Source organism: Desulforhopalus sp. IMCC35007 (assembly GCF_005116575.1).
GTDB lineage: Bacteria > Desulfobacterota > Desulfobulbia > Desulfobulbales > Desulfocapsaceae > Desulforhopalus_A.
Map to the genome: position 1 here is coordinate 243,138 of NZ_SWCN01000005.1, position 16,267 is coordinate 259,404.

Annotated in this window: 15 protein-coding genes; 8 read left to right on the forward strand and 7 right to left on the reverse strand. The window is 44.2% G+C overall.

Annotated elements, in window-relative coordinates; translation table 11 throughout:
- Positions 1 to 32: 32 nt before the first annotated feature.
- The 6 genes from FCL48_RS07685 to FCL48_RS07710 form a co-directional block, all read right to left on the reverse strand.
- Positions 33 to 740, reverse strand: coding sequence for a cytochrome c biogenesis CcdA family protein (locus tag FCL48_RS07685; RefSeq protein WP_136871672.1), 708 nt, complete (start codon positions 738 to 740; stop codon positions 33 to 35).
- Positions 741 to 743: 3 nt separating this feature from the next.
- Positions 744 to 1,133, reverse strand: a complete 390-nt coding sequence (locus FCL48_RS07690; protein WP_371418670.1) for a thioredoxin family protein — start codon at positions 1,131 to 1,133, stop codon at positions 744 to 746.
- A gap of 121 nt (positions 1,134 to 1,254) precedes the next feature.
- Positions 1,255 to 1,533 carry a putative zinc-binding protein gene (locus FCL48_RS07695; protein ID WP_240744784.1) on the reverse strand — a complete coding sequence of 93 codons (279 nt, stop codon included), beginning with the start codon at positions 1,531 to 1,533 and terminating at the stop codon, positions 1,255 to 1,257.
- A gap of 20 nt (positions 1,534 to 1,553) precedes the next feature.
- A complete protein-coding gene (locus tag FCL48_RS07700; RefSeq protein ID WP_136871673.1) occupies positions 1,554 to 1,784 on the reverse strand; it encodes a thioredoxin family protein in 231 nt (76 codons plus the stop codon).
- 21 nt (positions 1,785 to 1,805) lie between these two features.
- Entirely contained in the window at positions 1,806 to 3,107 is a 1,302-nt protein-coding gene (locus tag FCL48_RS07705; protein ID WP_136871674.1) for a permease, read from the reverse strand.
- A 67-nt stretch (positions 3,108 to 3,174) separates the two neighbouring features.
- Complete coding sequence (locus tag FCL48_RS07710; RefSeq protein ID WP_136871675.1) at positions 3,175 to 3,492, reverse strand: helix-turn-helix transcriptional regulator; 318 nt, start codon at positions 3,490 to 3,492, stop codon at positions 3,175 to 3,177.
- A gap of 148 nt (positions 3,493 to 3,640) precedes the next feature.
- Here FCL48_RS07710 and FCL48_RS07715 point away from each other — a divergent pair, with 148 nt between their 5' ends.
- On the forward strand, positions 3,641 to 4,207 hold the full coding sequence (locus FCL48_RS07715; RefSeq protein WP_136871676.1) for a hypothetical protein: 567 nt from the start codon (positions 3,641 to 3,643) through the stop codon (positions 4,205 to 4,207).
- 228 nt (positions 4,208 to 4,435) lie between these two features.
- Here the strand turns inward: FCL48_RS07715 and glp are convergent, their stop codons facing one another.
- Positions 4,436 to 5,644 carry a gephyrin-like molybdotransferase Glp gene (gene glp, locus FCL48_RS07720; protein ID WP_169309129.1) on the reverse strand — a complete coding sequence of 403 codons (1,209 nt, stop codon included), beginning with the start codon at positions 5,642 to 5,644 and terminating at the stop codon, positions 4,436 to 4,438.
- A 372-nt stretch (positions 5,645 to 6,016) separates the two neighbouring features.
- Here glp and phnD point away from each other — a divergent pair, with 372 nt between their 5' ends.
- The 7 genes from phnD (at position 6,017) to FCL48_RS07755 (ending at position 15,900) form a co-directional block, all read left to right on the forward strand.
- Entirely contained in the window at positions 6,017 to 7,729 is a 1,713-nt protein-coding gene (gene phnD / locus FCL48_RS07725; protein WP_169309130.1) for a phosphate/phosphite/phosphonate ABC transporter substrate-binding protein, read from the forward strand.
- Position 7,730: 1 nt separating this feature from the next.
- On the forward strand, positions 7,731 to 9,191 hold the full coding sequence (locus FCL48_RS07730) for an ATP-binding protein (protein WP_136871679.1): 1,461 nt from the start codon (positions 7,731 to 7,733) through the stop codon (positions 9,189 to 9,191).
- Positions 9,188 to 10,534, forward strand: a complete 1,347-nt coding sequence (locus FCL48_RS07735) for a sigma-54 dependent transcriptional regulator (RefSeq protein WP_136871680.1) — start codon at positions 9,188 to 9,190, stop codon at positions 10,532 to 10,534. Before FCL48_RS07730 ends, FCL48_RS07735 begins: the two co-directional genes overlap by 4 nt.
- 339 nt (positions 10,535 to 10,873) lie before the next feature.
- Positions 10,874 to 13,435 carry a molybdopterin-dependent oxidoreductase gene (locus FCL48_RS07740; protein WP_136871681.1) on the forward strand — a complete coding sequence of 854 codons (2,562 nt, stop codon included), beginning with the start codon at positions 10,874 to 10,876 and terminating at the stop codon, positions 13,433 to 13,435.
- A gap of 19 nt (positions 13,436 to 13,454) precedes the next feature.
- Complete coding sequence (locus FCL48_RS07745) at positions 13,455 to 14,219, forward strand: 4Fe-4S dicluster domain-containing protein (RefSeq protein ID WP_136871682.1); 765 nt, start codon at positions 13,455 to 13,457, stop codon at positions 14,217 to 14,219.
- A gap of 89 nt (positions 14,220 to 14,308) precedes the next feature.
- Positions 14,309 to 14,965 (forward strand): molecular chaperone, encoded by a 657-nt coding sequence (locus FCL48_RS07750; RefSeq protein ID WP_169309131.1) that lies wholly within the window; start codon positions 14,309 to 14,311, stop codon positions 14,963 to 14,965.
- Entirely contained in the window at positions 14,965 to 15,900 is a 936-nt protein-coding gene (locus FCL48_RS07755; RefSeq protein ID WP_136871684.1) for a 4Fe-4S binding protein, read from the forward strand. Before FCL48_RS07750 ends, FCL48_RS07755 begins: the two co-directional genes overlap by 1 nt.
- Positions 15,901 to 16,267: the final 367 nt, after the last annotated feature.

A 16,267-nucleotide genomic window follows, 5' to 3' on the forward strand; every position in this document is an offset into this window, starting at 1 on the left:
ACTTGTCTACACCTTCTGGTAACCATTGTTTTTTAAATACTGTTTATTATGGGCAGGCTAACAAAATAAAGCCCAAGTACTCCAATACAAACACCTGCGAGTTTACGGAAAATGCCACTTCCTCTATTCCATGTATTGTTTGTTAAAAACTTTTTCACTAAAGCCGTTGAGCTCCCCGCTAAGACAATGGGAATACAGTGACCAATACCAAACAGGACAATGAACATAACCCCTGTCATTATCTTGTTCTGGATTGTAATGATAGCAAGAATAGGAGCAATAAAGCCAAAGGTGCATGAGCCTGAAAGAATTCCATAGGCCAAGCCGAGTACAAATGCTCCCAATAAACCTTTTACCTGTATTTTGGCCATCAAGCCGTTGGACATCGAACACTTGGCTATGCCAAGAAAATCGAGTGATACCCATACGAGAATAGCACCTACAGCAATGCTCATGTATGGGCCAACATCACCCAGCATTCTTCCAAGTAAACTGCATATAATCCCTATCGTGGCAATCGTGATAAATAGGCCAAAGGTAAAAATAACTGCGTATAGAGCAGCTCGTCGACCTTCTACAACTTGATTTTGCCCAGCGACATAGCTGACCAATAAGGGAATTGAAGCCAGATGACAAGGACTAAACAGAACACTTACAACGCCCCATAAAAAACAACCGAGGCCACCTAACAAGAGACCTTGGCTCATCCAGGCGTTAATCGTGAGAAATATCTGATCCATGGGTTATTGAACTCCCAGTTTCTGCAATTCAGCAACAATACCTGCTTTATCAAAAAAGCCTTCATGTCTGAGCACCTCGTTCCCTTCGGCATCATAAAATATTTGTGTGGGGATAGCCCTAATGCCGAATTTTTTGCCGGCATCAGGATTTACCCAAACATCGATGAAAACGATTGCTGCCCGGTCTTTATATTCTTTTTCCAGCTCTTCCAGAATTGGTGCCATCATTTTGCAAGGAATACATTTTTTGGCTCCCAGATCGACCATGGTCACGACCCCAGGAACCGGAACCTGTGTTTCAGTTATTGTTGTTGTACCTGCAGAAGCAATTGATGCGAATAACAGAATTGCGGCAATGATGCGAAAGAGTTGAATGCTGTATATTTTGAGAATAGAATTCACGTTGCGAGCCCTTTATAGATATTTTTTAACCTGACTAACCAGATCCGTTATAGTTTTCATTGAAACCTCTGTTTTACCTTTTTCAAAACCAAGGTCACCAAGCACGATATGGTTAAACTCTGAAAACTGCAACCTCAAGTGACTTCTTCGCACAGCCAAGAGAACACCCGTCAATGGCTAAAATGGATGAGGCAGCCTGCGTTGTTTTAATTATGCCCTCGACCTGACCGCCTATTCCGGCGAGACAGAACATTTTTCCACTGCCTTCGCGAGTAAGTCTGCGAGCTGCCTGGTCGGCAAGCTCGCCTACATCGGCCGCTCCTGAACATGAAAAGATGAGTTTGGGAGCTGAACTGCATGAACATCCACAAGTGATTGATGTTGAACTCATTTTCTATCCCCTTATGAAAATCATTGGATCATATTTTTAATTTCAGTAAGCGAAGGTACGCGTCCAACACTTTTCACTTTCCCATCAATAACCAAACCTGGAGTCATCATCACCCCAAAAGACATGATTTTGTCAAAATCAGATACTTTTTCCAGTTCGAATTCAATACCGAGCTCTTTTGCTGCTTGGGTTGCAGTTTCAGCCAGCTGATTGCATTTAGGGCACCCAGGCCCAAGGATATGAATTTTCATAATTTTCTCCAAAGTTTTAAATTATCCAACAATTATTCCAAAAAACATCCCGCTGATAGTCGCCATAACGATGACAAGGCTGACGAAGACCGCCGTTTTCTTTGCACCAAGTACCGAGTTAATGACCAACATATTGGGGAGGCTGAGGGCAGGTCCTGCCAGGAGCAGTGCGAGTGCAGGACCATTTCCCATGCCATTTGCCATAAGACCTTGCAAAATCGGCACCTCTGTCAAAGTGGCGAAATACATAAAAGCACCGGCGAAAGAAGCAAAGAAATTAGAAAACAGGGAATTACCACCGACTGCTCTGGCAACCCATTCTGAAGGGATCAGGCCTTCATGCCCAACACGACCAAGCAGTGCCCCGGCAATCAATACACCGAAAAGCAACAATGGCAGGATTTGTTTTGCAAAGGACCAGGACGAAGAAAACCACTCTTGGTTTTCGCCCTGATCGGTACTTGTTACAATAGAAAGGCCTATAAAACCGGCAGTGAACGGTATTAGGGGCTGATCATGATAGACATAGGCAAGAAGAGCGACGGGAACAGCGACACATGCAACTTTCCAGACTCGCATCTTAAACCAAAGGATGAGCATCAGGCTAAAAAGCACTGAAAATATCGAGGTTATTAGCCATTTAGCATTGAATATTGCCGCCCAAATACCAGTGGTCGCCTCAGGTTTTCCCCAATTTGCAAAGACAAGAATTCCTACCATTGAGAAGAGATAAAGGCTGGTCTGCCAGAGAGGGCGTGTGACAGGTTCTTCCGGCATTGCCATTTGTATAGCCAACTTGGCCTTCTCTTCCTTGCGAAAAATAAATGCCATGAGTACCCCGATCACAATACTGAAAATCATTGCTCCCACAGCCCTTGCAATTCCTAATTGTGGACCAAGAATTCGTGCTGTTAAGATGATGGCAAGTGCATTAATTGCTGGACCGGAATATAAAAATGCTGTGGCTGGACCAAGGCCAGCACCCATTTTGTAGATTCCAGCAAATAAAGGAAGGATGGTGCAGGAACAAACGGCCAGAATGGTTCCTGACACGGATGCAACCCCATACGCCAGGATCTTATTGGCTCCTGCGCCCAGATATTTCATTACAGAGTTTTGACTGATGAAAACACCAATAGCCCCAGCGATGAAAAATGCAGGGACCAGACAAAGCAACACGTGCTCACGGGCGTACCATTTAACGAGGTGAAAAGCTTCTAATACTGCCAGGTCGAAGCGCTCGCTTCCCACAGGTAAATAGAAACATCCAACAAATATCGCTATGATCCATACAAGATACTTCCACTCATTTTTCCAGTTCATGACACTTGTCCCACAGTATGACATTTGGTAAAATGACCAAATGATAGAGAAAAAAATATACTTAAAACTACAACAAATCTGCTTGTTCTTCGGCCTGATTTTTTATGACAGCTTCAATACAAGACATGTATTTTAAAATACATGGAACCTTCAGTTTATAAAAAACTTGTTTTCCTCGTTTTTCGTCAGCAACAACTCCTGCTTGTTTAAGGACAGATAGATGCTTTGAAATTGTTGAGAAGTCAGCATCTATAGATTCTGCCAGTTCGCAAACACATTTTTCCCCATGTTCGAGTTGTTCCGCCATCCACAATCGGGTAGGGTGGCCCAGCGCTTTTAGGACATTGGCTTTTGCCTCAATTAATGCTTTTTGCTTGTCTTTCATTGTACCTCCAAAAGGATGGACACATGGTAAAACGACCAAATGATCTTGTCAAGATGATTTATTGGGTTTACTGTGTTGGTCGTAGAGTGAAAAACGTTAAAAACATAAAAACTATGGGCTTTTAGCTCGGACAAACCCATTTAATTGTATGAAAAACAACAAAAGATTACTCGTCGTAGGTGGTACAGGTAGAGATGTAGGTAAAACAGAATTTATTTGTCAACTGTTAAAGAAAATATCTGTGACTCATGAGGTATATGCTTTAAAAGTCTCAGCAATATTCCCAGATGAAGACCTGTTTCACGGAAGCCATGATGAATCTGAGAGCAGGTTGCATCTTTATGAAGAATTAAATGCATCTACGACTAAAGACACATCAAGAATGTTAAGAGCTGGTGCGAAGAAGGTATTTTACCTGCGAAGTGATGATGCGGGAATATTGGATGGATATAGAAATTTTGTCAATCAAATCCCCCCAAAAGCTATAGTTATCTGTGAATCAAACAGTCTTGGTCAATTTATCAAACCGGGAATTAGTATAGTTGTAAAGGCCTTACATAAGCCTATCAAAGAGAGGGCGATCGTTTTATTAGAGAGTGCGAATTTGGTGGTCAACTCTGATTGTATTTCAGGGTTTCCTGAACTGGAATCAGTCTGTTACAGCGAAACAGGCGGCTGGAAACTCCAATCAAAAACAGAGGTAAATTTCGACTGAAATCCTTGGAAATATTTAGCTGAGTCAATTCCCCCATCTTAAATGGCTGTCTGGAATCGGAATGCTCATTCTTTTGCTCTATTGAGTCATGTCTACTGTACTACCCTTGCACTTTGGTCGAGTATGTGCAAGGGTATGTCAGTGTGAAAAAGGTTTTTTCTTCCCTCTCATACCCATTGTCGTTGCAAGGAAAACACCCCAAACCCCTCGGGGTTGAAACCGGCATCCTTAAAACAAAAACACTTCAACGAGACTTTCCGGTTCAAGGATTTGCCCCGGTTCCAGCACGATATAACCGTCGGCGTGAACAATGGTACTGAGCATGTGTGATCCCTGCTGGGTCATTTCTGTAATGACTGCAAGTTTATTCGGTTTGTTTTCGACGGTGACGCGAATAAAATTTGTCCGGCTCCCTGTATTGGATACTCTTTTGATTGTTTTTGCAGTTATGGAATGGTGTATAGATTCAACCCCCTGAAGTTCAGCCAAAACGGGACGTACATAGTTGATGAAGCACATGAAAGCAGAGACAGGATTCCCGGGTAAGCCAAAAAGCAGTGTACCTTCCAAACGGCAGACAAAAAGAGGTTTGCCGGGTTTTTGGCGGATTTTCCAGAAAAGTTCTTTAAAACCTGCAGTCAAAGCGGCTTCTTTCACATGATCATGCTTGCCTACTGATACACCTCCGGAACAGAGGATAATTCTATTACCGGTCATGGATGCATTTTTAACCGCTTCAATTGTTTGCTCCAGACTATCTTTAATGTGCGAAATAGAGCTGATATGAGCACCCGACTCACGGACCGCAGCGGCTAGCATTATGGAGTTTGAGTCTCTGATCTGATGTGATTTTATGTCAGTTGTATCAGGAGGTGCCAATTCAGTTCCTGTCACAAGTATAGCTACTTTAGGAGGCGCGTAGACCGGAACCGTATATTGCCCAACGGCTGCAAGAAGAGCTAATTCACGTGCTCCCAGGACCATTCCTTTTGAGAAGAGCCGGGTTCCTTTCTTAAATTCCTCCCCTTCATATCTGACATCCTGCCCCTTGGTTTTAACCGAGAGTATCTCGACATTTTCTCCATTTTCTCGCGTATCTTCCACTCGGACAATTGTATCGGCACCTTCCGGCAACATTGCACCTGTACTAATTCTAATTGCTGAACTGGAGGTTATTATTCCTTTGAAAGGAATGCCTGCCTGGCTTTCTCCGATCACTTTCAGGCAAACGGGATGGTCCGAACTGGCTTCACTGCAGTCTTCCCATCGAACCGCAAAACCATCCATTGCTGAATTTGTATATCGCGGTGAAGATTCCGGTGCTTCTATGTCGTCACTGAGCCTTCGAAGGTGTGCATCTGCGAGACCGACTATTTCTGTTACAGGAACAGGCATATTCTCATGAAGTATTTGATGTGCTTCTATGACCGATATCATGAATTTCTCCAGGGGATGTTTATTTAAAGTTATAATCAAAATTATGTCTGACCAGGGAATAGCTATACAACAACTGTGCCATTGTAAAGGCTGGTGGAGTGTCATTAGAGATTATTGTAGATCGTGGGGCCATTCCTTCGTCTTTGGACGTCAGAGAGGTCCATTTGTCTGAGTAGCAAAAAAAACAGATAGTGATGATGGCAAACTCCAACAATAGCACCTGAAGAGAAAAATGTGTTACAATTTCGAAACGTCGAGAAGCTCAATTATCGAATTGGGCGGTGTCGGACAAAGATACAGGGAGATGGAGTGAATATTGCAAAAAAACATATGGTATATAATCTCAGCAATTTTTGCTTACCCGGGGGCACCATGAAATATTTGAAACTGTCTTTTCTCTGTATCCTCCTTCTCTTGTCTAGTGCGCTTCCGTTAAAAGCTGATCAGGAAACGTTAAGAGCTGGGGTGGCCAGCATGATCACTCCCGTCAGTGCTGTCAAATACTATCAGCAGGTTGTTCAATATTTGGGGAAAAAGCTGGGACTTCCAGCAGAGATGGTTCACCGTACAACGTACGATGAAATAGATGTCATGCTCGAAGATGGGCTCGTGGATTTTGCATTTATCTGCTCAGCCCCTTATGTCATTGATAGTGAAAAATTTGGAGTCGAACTGCTCGTTGCTCCTCTGGTTAATAATGAACCTTTCTACCGTTCTAATATTATTGTCCATAGGGAGAGTCCGAGCAAAACTATTGATGACCTTGAAGGCCAGTCTTTTGCTTTTGTTGATCCGAAATCAAATACAGGCCGTCTGTATCCAACCTATGCCCTCGCTAAAAAGCATGAAACCCCTGAGGCCTTTTTTAGCTCGACAGTTTATAGCTATAGCCATAATAAATCTGTTGAGTTCGTCGCTAAAAAGAGAGTGGCGGCTGCAGCTGTTGATTCGATCGTATACGATTATATGGTAGCGACCAACTCTCCTTACGCCAGAGAAACAAAGGTCATTCATCGATCACAGCCGTTTGGAATCCCCCCGGTCGTCGTCCCTCCGGGGTTGTCGTCATATATGAAAAGTGCCATTCGTGAAGTTTTTTTGGATATGCATCTCGATACTGAGGGAAAGGCCATATTATCTGCAATGAAGATTGATAAATTTGTGGACGTCCCCGATAGCAACTATGACTCTATTCGAGCTATGCGTGCTTTCATAAAAAACAACACACACCTTCCGGGCACTTCACGGCAGGTGGAAGATGAGACCTCAAGTGAAGACACCAATACGTACTATTTTGGAATAGTTCCTCGAGATAATCCGAGAGTTTCCTATGAGCGATACCAGCCTCTCATCGATTATTTGTCAATGGTGACAGGTGAGAAAATAGAATTACAGCTCGAAACAGATTACAAGGACGTGGTCAACAGTCTGGGTAAAGGCAAGACATCCTTTGCTCTACTTGGGCCTCTCACCTATTTAGATGCCTATAAACGCTATGGTGCAGCTCCTATTGCACGAAGCAAAACAGCTCGTGGAGAGATGTACTATCGAAGCGTAATTGTTACCGGTCTCGATGGCTCAATCCAGGAGCTGTCGGAGCTTGTTAATAAAAAGTTTGCATTTGCAGCGACTTGGTCAACCTCAGGTAACCTGATCCCACGCTACATGCTCGCCTGGTCTGGGATACATCTAGAGAATCTTAAAGAATATCAGAATTTCAACTATCATGGCTCGGTTGCAAAGAAAATACTCAGCAATCAGTTTGATGCCGGAGCGATCCGTTACTCTATCGCTGAACAGTACCTTCGCTATGGATTGAAAATCATAGCGACTTCAGACCCTATTCCAACAGGTCCGGTAGTTGTCTCACCTAAAACCCCCTATGAGGTAATGCAGAAAATTCAAAAAGCACTGCTTCACATGGGAGAAACAGAAGAGGGGCTAGCCGTTTTAAAAAAACTTGATCCGGATTTGCAAGGAGGGTTTTTCCCCGCCTCGGACCTGAATTACAGCAAGATCAGGCAGATGATAAACGATGTGCCAATGACCTGTGGAAAAGACTGTCACCCCCAAAGGACACTCTAAGATGTTCCAGTCGATTAACGATTCACTGCAAAAAAAGTTCATTCTCATAACGTTTATATCGGTTCTTATTCTTGCGGTACTGGTCAGCGTTTTTGTCGCCAGTAAAACCCGGTCTGCTTTATACAACGCAACAGAACAAAAAGGTCGAATGCTTGCACAGACAGTGAGTGCACTCATTATAAACGAGCTTATTTACGAACAACTCGGCCTTGTCGAGGAAGGGGGCTTGATTGACAACTATGTGCGGGAACTGTACGAGCGCAAAGAGCTTGAATTGCTCTATGTAGCTGTGCTCAACCCAGAGTTTCAGGTTATTTCACATAGTGATTTCGGAGAGTTCGGTAAAGATTATCAAGATCCTTTTGTACAAGAAACCCAGCAGGCTCAAAAGGTTCTTGTCAAGAAAACTCAGGTCCAGGACAGCACTGTTAACGCCTTGGAGTTTGCTACCTCTCTATCGATTGAAGGCAAACGCTGGGGGGTCTTGCTCTTTTCTATATCGCTTGAAAGTGTTGAAAAAGAGGCAAAGAAAATACTTTTTCAGATTCTTCTGCTTACCTCCATGGCGTTGATTCTCCTCTTCTTGCTTGTATTTTTTTTAAGCCAGAGATTTATCCGTCCGATTATCGATCTGTCTCAGGCAATGGCTGAGGTTGAAATTGGTATGGTCGAAAAAGCTATCCCGGTAAAAGGCAGGGATGAACTGTCGCAACTCGCAGAAAGTTATAATGAAATGGTTCGTCGAATTCGAGATACCAATGAGGAAATGAAACTCGCCCACGAAAAATTACTGCAATCTGAAAAACTGGCAACACTCGGTGTGCTCTCCTCAAGTGTTGCCCATCGAATTAATAACCCGCTTGGTGGTTTGTTCAACTGTGTACAGATGTTGAAACGAAAAGGGGATGATCCTGAATTCAGGGCTAATTACCTGGCTCTTGTTGAAGAGGGCCTAGACAACATTGAGGAGACAGTAGGACAGTTACTCTGGACCGCAGGGACAAGAGAGGGAGAAGAGAGAGCATGCGAAATTTCGACTGCCCTGTCTGGGGTCGTCAAATTTCTTGATTATAGAATGGGCAGACAAAATATCAGCTACTCTGAGTCAGTCACGCCAGGATTGCGGGTGTCTGTTCCGCCGCACGATCTGGAAGAAATCTTTCTCAACACAATGATTAATTCTATTCAGGCGATGGAAAATGGCGGGCAGTTAATCGTTTCTGCCGGAAGGGAAGGGAGAAATACCGTAATATGCATAGAAGATAACGGAATAGGTATAGCAAAGGATAAGCTGGATAAGGTGTTTGAGCTCTTTTATTCCACCAAAAAAGCAGGTGAAGGGACCGGACTTGGGATGTGGATGACCTATGAACTTGTTGTGAAGTACAAAGGAACAATAAAGCTACAGAGTACTGAAGGTGTTGGTACATCTGTGATTATATCGATACCGGAGAGCAAATGAATAAAAGTATCCTGATTGTCGAAGATGAAAAAATTTTACGAATATCTCTTACCGATGCCTTAAGGGAAGAAGGATATACCGTTTTTGCTGCAACAAACGGTAGGGAGGCTCTGGTTGCCATAGAGCAAGGAATTTTTTCCGTCATAATTACAGATATCCGCCTGCCTGATATAAGTGGAATGGAAATTTTGAGAAAATCCATGGAAATCGCTGCGGCAGTACCCGTTGTGATGATGACCGGTTATGGCAATATCAAAGATGCTGTGGAATCAATGCGAATAGGCGCATTTGATTATATCACCAAGCCATTTGACCTGGAAGAAATGTTTGTAACGGTCAGTAAGGCCCTGGAGGTTAATGCCATTACCGAGGAAAATATACGCTTAAAAAAGGAACTGAGCAGTCAGTTCAGTGCCGGCAAGATAATAGGTGAAAGTAAAGCGATGCAGTCCGTTTTCGCTCTCCTTGATAAGGTGAGTCGGACGGAATCCACGGTTTTGCTTCTTGGCGAATCAGGCACAGGAAAAGAGCTTGTTGCATCGACAATCCACTATCAGAGTGCGAGGAAAAAAAAGGCGATTATCAGGGTCAATTGTGCTGCCCTTCCTGATGATTTGATTGAAAGTGAATTGTTCGGCTACGAAAAAGGCGCTTTCACCGGTGCAGATGGCAAAAAACCAGGCAGGTTTGACATGGCAGATGGAGGGACTCTATTTCTCGATGAAATCGGCGACCTGCCGCCCCTTACCCAGACGAAAATATTACGTTTCTTAGAGGAGAAAACTTTTGAACGACTAGGCAGTACCTCGACGGTATCTGTTGATGTACGTATCATCGCGGCAACGAATAAAAATTTGGAGAGAGAAGTCAGTAAGGGAATGTTCAGAGAGGACCTCTATTATCGACTTAATGTCATTCCTGTAATCCTGCCACCTCTGCGGAAAAGAATTGAAGACATTCCACTGTTGCTCGACTCATTTACGCGTAAATTCAATGATCAGTTCGGCACAAATGTGGTTTTTGGCGCGGATGCGGTAACAGAGCTATCGAAATATGGCTTCCCCGGTAACGTCAGAGAATTGTTGAATATTGTTGAACGATGCATTGCTTTGGCAAGTAACAAGATTATTGGCCGGAATGATTTGCCTGTACATATTTTACAAAATAAAAGGGAGAAAGTCCCTCTCCTGTCATTGCAGCAGGTTTCTGTCGAGGCGGAGAAAAACCATATACTTAAAATCTTAAGTATGACCCAAGGAAACCGCTCAAAGGCCGCAGAAATTCTCGGGGTGAGTAGAAAAACTCTCTGGGAAAAGATCAATAACTATAATTTGAACGTTTAACGCACATTTGGTTGAGGCTCAATACAACCTGAGCTAGAAGTAGGCGCGGGTGGTTATGTTACCACAATGTAACACAAGTGTTATGAGGCAGCCAGTTATCTCTTTGATATTTCGGTTCATCCAGCTCAAATAGCCACCATGGAGACAATCGTCCCCTTGTTTGTCTTGTTCACTTCTATAACGCCCTGTAATTAATACACATAAATCCGTAACATTAATTTTACGTTACGACTGTGTAACACTTGTCGCCTGATTTTGCATGGCACAAAAAATGCTTGTTATCTGTAGTGTCGCTTGTGTGATCGCTGATCGAAATTTTATTAATTTGTGGAGGTGTACATGAAGATTAAAAGAAGGGACTTTTTGAAGTTGTCTGCGGCGGCCGGTGCCTCGGCGGCTTTAACCGGCTGTGTCGGAGCAAACGAGCCTACGACTAATGCTCTGGCCCCAGGAAGTAGCAATGTCAAAATTGGAGAAATGCCGGGCGAATGGAAACCCTCAACATGCCAGGGCTGTACAACCTGGTGTCCTGTAGAGATTTTTGTCCAGGATGGAAGGGCCGTTAAAGTAAGAGGAAATCGATATTCCAAGCAAAATGAAGGAAGTGTGTGTCCACGTGGGCATCTTTCACTGCAACAACTCTATGATCCTGACAGAATAAAAGTGCCGATGAAGCGCACCAATCCCAAAAAGGGACGCGGGGTGGATCCAAAATTTGTACCGATTAGCTGGGACGAGGCACTGAACACCATTGCTGACAAGATGATGGAACTTCGCAAGGCAGAAGAGACAGAAAAATACTGTTTAATGCGTGGGCGATACACATACTTAAGGGATGTCATTTATGATGTGATGCCTAAGGTCTTCGGGTCACCAAATAACATCTCCCACAGTTCCACCTGTGCAGAAGCTGAAAAATTCGGGTCATTTTACACGGAAGGATATTGGGACTACAGGGACTACGATCTTGATAACGCGAAGTATATTTTGATCTGGGGCTGTGATCCTGTTGCCAGTAATCGAATGATTCCCGCAACGATTCAGAGACTTGGAGACGCCCTCGATAGAGCAACCGTAGTGGCGGTTGATCCACGTCTTACCACCAGTGCTGCAAAAGCAAACGAGTGGCTGCCTCTCATGCCAGGATCTGACGGTGCTTTGGCACTTGGTATTGCCCATGTGATTTTATCAGAAGGACTCTGGTTCAAAGGTTTCGTGGGTGATTTTAACGATGGGGTCAACCGTTTTAAGCCTGGTATGGAGGTTGAGGAAACGAGCTTCACCGAAAAAGAAACCCATGGCTTGGTTAAATGGTGGAATATTGCTGTAAAGGACATGAGCCCTGCCAAGGCTGCTGAACTGAGTGGTGTTACAGAAGAACAGATTCTCCGGGTCGCAAGAGGAATGGCGCAAGCTGCTCCCAATGTCTGTGTCTGGATGGGGCCGGGTGCGGCAATGCACGCACGTGGTGGATATTCGGCGATGGCCGTCCATGCTCTTGGTGGTTTGGTGGGTGGGATTGATAACGTAGGAGGCTCTCTGCAAACAGCCAAGATACCGGTCAATAAACTTGATAAAGATATACTGAAAAAGCATCAGGATGATCTGGCTAAGAAACATTCAAAATTTGAAAAAATCGATCAGCGAGGCCGTCTTGAATTACCGGTTATTTCTCACGGTGAGTCGGGTGGGGGGGTTGCAACCAACAATGCGGCAACCGGCATCTTAAATAAAGACCCCTATGATATAAAAGTCCTTGTCGGCTATATGAATAATCCCGCGTTCTCCTGCAACGGCACTGACCGCTGGGAAAAGGCTCTTGCCAGTGTCCCGTTTACTGTTCACCTGACTACAAATGCCTCAGAATTCTCCATGTTTGCAGACATAGTTTTGCCCTGTACCGTGAACAAATATGAGAGGTACGGATTCGTTAAAACCAAGGCAAACAGGTATGCAACCTGTACTCTTCTGCAGCCGGTAGTTGATCCGATTTGGGATGTGATTGTCGATGAAACGGAGTTCCCATTCCTCATTGCAGAAAAGCTGAAAGAGCGTGGCTTCTCAAACCTCTACGACTGCCTGGTTGAAATGTACTCGGATCCTGAAACAGGGAAAAAACCCGCGGACAGCAAGGAATTTACAATATTCGCCCTTAAATATTATACAAGTCCTTTATGGGATGGCAAAGAAGACACCCATGGCGATAAAATCAATGGTTGGGCGGATATGCTTAAGAAAGGGATGTGGAATTCTGAAGCATATAAGTACAAGGCGCACTGGGGTGGTAAATTTCATACCGAGTCTAAAAAGTTTGAGTTCTATAGCGAAACTCTAAAGAAAGCACTTACGGGGCATGCCGATAAACATAAGGTTGATGTCGATACCGTGCTTGAAAAGGCAAATTATACCGCAAAGGGCGAGCTTGCCTTTGTGCCTCATTACGAGCCTCCGCTTCGACATGGGAGTGTCGAAGACTACCCGCTGGTGTTTATCGACTATAAATCCAGGTTAAACAGAGAAGGGCGGAGTGCAAACTGCCCATGGTATTATGAATTCAAACATGTTGATCCGGGTGATATCGGGGATCAGGATACTCTTCGTATGAATCCAATCGATGCCGCCAGGTACGGAATCAAAGATGGTGACAAGGTTCTCCTGTCATCTGTTGCGGCCAGTGGTGAATGTGTTGCCCGTGTGTGGGAAGGTGTTCGACCCGGGACTGTCAGTAAATCCTATGGTCAGGGGCATTGGGCATACGGTAGAACGGCAACAGAAGATTTCGCTAAAGCCAAGCCAAGAGGCGTGAACAACAACTCCATTATCCCCTGGGAACTGGAGCGTCTGTCAGGTTCAAACGCTCGCAATGGTGGACATGCAGCAGTGCGTGTCGAAAAGATATAGTTAACAGGAGGACAGATTTATGACGCAATATGCGATGGTGATAGATTTACGGAAATGTGTTGGTTGCGGTGCCTGCGCTCTTGCTTGCAAGACAGAAAACAACACCGCTCTCAGGAATAATGGTCAGACGCACAACTGGGCTGATTTCATTCATGAAACAACAGGTGTCTTCCCGGATACAAAATACCGAACCTTACCGGTACTCTGTAACCACTGTAGTAATGCTCCGTGTGTTGAGGCGTGTCCTGTTGAGCCAAAGGCAATGTTTAAAACGCCTGAAGGTCTCACAATGCACAATGATGAGCGTTGCATCGGCTGTCGTGCTTGTCAGGATGCTTGTCCATACAGCATGGAAGAAGTTGCAAAAGACAGGGCTTCCGGTGACTACAGTGTGATTAGTTACAACGAAGAAGGTGAGCCAACACATCCTTACTACTCAGATAAAACCGAGCTGATTCCGGGTTGCTCCGCATCGGCAGCTGAACAGGCAAAACTTGCTGGTGCCACTCCGCCTCATGAAATGAAGTATTCACATCCGGATTATGAAGCCGTTCGCCGGGATAATATTGTAGAGAAGTGTATTCTCTGTGATCATCGACTGAAGGTTGATAAAGAACCCTATTGTGTGGTCTCTTGCCCTTCTGGAGCCAGAGTCGTTGGTGATATTGATAATCCAGAGAGTGAAGTCTATAAATTACTCAGAAAGCATAAAGCGTTTGTCCTGAAAGAAGACGAAGGGACTTCGCCGAATGTTTACTATATCAGAGAGTATAGTAATCGCTAAAAAGTAATCGTGCATATCTAATACCCCTGCGTTTTTCATAACACATGAAAAGCGCAGGTTACTCATTTCTACCTTTACGAAAATTATTCATGATGAATGAAATCAACAAGCTCATATCCCGTGGCGATTGTTTTAAACTGCTGGCCGTCTGTTTCTATGAACCTGAAAAAAAATTATTCACTGAAGAGAAGTTAGGTGAAAATCTTGGACATTTACTGGCGGACATCTCTTTTGATGCGCGCATAGCGGCAGATAGTATGCAAAGAGCTCTCTGTGAAATAAGTCAGGAAAATTTAAGCATTGACCATGCATCGCTGTTTGTCGGCCCTTTTGAACTCATCGCAGCGCCCTATGGTTCAGTGTATATAGATAAAAAACGGACTGTTATGGGGGAGTCTACCCTGTATGCGGCCAGGTGTTACCAGGAGGCCGGCTTAGCTGTTGATATCAAGGAACCCCAGGACCACATCGCGATTGAGCTGGAATTTATGTATTTTTTGTGCAGTAAAGAAGCTGCTGCCAGACAAGAAAACCGGATGGAAGATGCAGACCGTTTCCAAGATCTGCAGGCCAGATTTTATTATAACGCCATGCGACCATGGGTGAACGAATTTTGTGATGCCATCCAAGCGGGAAGCAAAAATGAATTTTACCTTGGAGTTGCACGGTGTTTGGATCATTTTCTATCCGCCTGTGAGAGTGTTTACGGCAGGCCTCCTGTCACGTGCACGGATTTGAAAAACTAATGGGACCACTTACACTATTTACAAACATTTTTTCAGACCCTTCTTTGCTTCCTGTTCAGTATCCTGGGAGATGTCTTAGAAGACGGCTGAACACCAATCAATGTCAGAGGTGCGTGAGCAGCTGTCCGTCAGGTGCAGTAACTTTAAATGATCGTGAAATTGTACTTAATGAAAAGAAATGTACCGGGTGCATGGCATGTACGGCAGCTTGCCCTCAGGATGCACTGGAGAGCGAATATGATTTGAATGAATTCGTGCATTCGTGCAGGGGGGACTCCAGTATCGTCATCTCATGTGCTCGCCAGAAGCAGGCTGGTCCCCATGAAATTGTCTTACCTTGCGTTGGTATTCTTTCAAACCAAGTCTTATCAGCTATTTTAATCATGAATAGCAAATCGGTGGTTATTAACGTTTCCGGGTGTGCTGGCTGTTGCAATCAGGTGGCGTCAGATAATTTTATTCAAGACTACAGACAGATCACAGAATGTCTTGCAGAACGTATAACAACAAAGACTACGTTAATTCATAATAAAGAACAGTTGCATGATATCATTGTGGATCGGAGATTATATTTAACAAATATCAGAAATATCGTGACCAAGGTCACGAAGAAAAACCTTGTTTTTAATCCTACTGTTCAGCCTGATGAGAAAGACACAACACGGCGAATACCTTTAAAAATACGACTGTTCAAGAACTTGGTTGCAGAGTTGGACTCTGAAGCCCGCAAAAATATTCTTAAGCTATTTTGCCCGCAGCTGTCGATTAATGAAAATTGTACGGTCTGCCCGCTATGTAAAGGCATTTGCCCAACTGGGGCCATTCAGATAGAACGGGCAGAAGGATCTAAAAATCTTCAATTTAACTCTCTGGATTGCAGCGGCTGTGGCTTGTGCGTTGAATTTTGTAAAAAAAACGCTCTGTCAATGTACTGATTTTGACAGTAGAATTAATGTATTGCCCCCCGCAGATAAAGGGATACCAAGACGCTTTCCAAGCAGTACTTTTTCCATCACGCCTGCCAAGCCACATCTCTTCGAAATCCTGTATCGTAGGTCCTGACCTCTCCGCTGCCTGTAAGTATTAAAAAAAAATGGCAAAGACTTGCCGTTTTATCCTTCGAAAATATTGATAGGACAAAGGATGGAACAGGGAAGGGGAGTTGCGTTTCCTCAGGTGTCTGCAGGGTATCCTCTCACCAAGAGATAAGCTTTAGCGCAGGGATTCCAATCAGTAGCCCTTGGGAGCATTATCTCTACCTGACTCCAACCTTTTGCGGTGAGCTTTTCTTTGTCGCGCCAT